Annotated in this window: 2 pseudogenes; both read left to right on the top strand. The window is 64.5% G+C overall.

Annotated elements, in window-relative coordinates:
* A pseudogene (locus I5W_RS09825) lies at positions 1–923 on the top strand (sulfite reductase flavoprotein subunit alpha); the annotation flags it as partial.
* A 155-nt stretch (positions 924–1,078) separates the two neighbouring features.
* A pseudogene (locus I5W_RS09820) lies at positions 1,079–1,275 on the top strand (CNNM domain-containing protein); the annotation flags it as partial.

The raw sequence follows: 1,275 nt of genomic DNA, 5'->3' as shown, positions 1-1,275 counted from the left end.
CCGACTGGAGCGCGCCGGCCTATGCCCGCTGGCGTCTGGCGCAGCGCCAACTGCTCAATCCCGGCAGCCAGGGCGGCCCGGTGTTCCATCTGCATCTCACGCCACTGGATTTGCCGGCCCCCCGCTGGCAGGCCGGTGATATCGCCGAGATCGGCCCGCACAATAGTGCGCAGGCGGTCGAGGCCTTCCTGCTCGCCATCGGTCAGAGCGACGCTGCGCTGCGCGCCGCCTTGGCGACCCGCCTGCTGCCGCAGCAGGCCGATACCCTGGCGCAGTTGCGCGGCTTGCCGGCCAGTGAGGTACTGGCGCGCTTGAAGCCGTTGCCGCATCGCGCCTATTCGATTGCCTCGCTGCCAGCCGATGGTGCGCTGGAATTGATGGTGCGCCTGATGCGCCAGCCTGATGGTGGCGCCGGGCTCGGCTCCGGTTGGCTGGGGTTGCACGCCCAGCCGGGCCAGGAGATCGCCCTGCGCGTGCGCAGCAATGGCGCCTTCCACGGCCCCACCGATGATCGCCCGCTAATCCTGATCGGCAATGGTACCGGCCTGGCCGGTTTGCGCGCCCATCTGCGCCAGCGGGTGGCGGCCGGGCAGCGGCGCAACTGGCTGGTCTTTGGTGAGCGCGCGCGCCAGCATGACTTCTTCCATCGCCAGGAGCTGCAAGCCTGGCAGGAGCAGGGCTACTTGCTGCGGCTGGACCTGGCATTCTCGCGCGACCAGCAACAGCGCCTCTACGTACAGGACAAACTGCGCGAAGCCGCCGATGAACTGCGGCGCTGGGTGGAGCTGGGCGCCAGTGTCTATGTCTGCGGCAGCCTGCAAGGCATGGCGGCCGGGGTGGCCCAGGCCTTGCAGGACATCCTGGGCGAAGCCAGCCTGAATGCGCTGGCCGAGCAGGGGAGGTACCGGCGCGACGTATATTGAGTGTTGTCTGTGTTGGTCTCTGACGGATTTGGATGATTTTGGCGAGTTTGCCGAAGTTGAGGTAATTTGCGGCCAATTCGCTGCATTTGCTTTTTCTCCCCGTTGCGCGAGAGAATGTCACGTCAAATCAATGAGATAAGAACAACATGAACAACATGAGCATATTCACCAGTCTGCTGCTGATCCTGCTCCTGGTCGTGGTCAGTGCCTTTCTTTCCTGTGCCGAGATTTCCATCGCCGCTTCCCGCAAGATCCGGCTGGAGATGATGTCCAAGGAAGGCGAGCCCAACGCCGACCGGGTGCTGTCCCTGCAAGCCCAGCCTGGCAATTCTTCACGGTGGTGCAGATCGGA

This window comes from Herbaspirillum sp. B65 (assembly GCF_000333555.1).
GTDB lineage: Bacteria > Pseudomonadota > Gammaproteobacteria > Burkholderiales > Burkholderiaceae_D > Herbaspirillum > Herbaspirillum rubrisubalbicans.
Note: the sequence above shows the minus strand (reverse complement) of the source record. Positions and strands in the feature narration are given on the sequence as shown.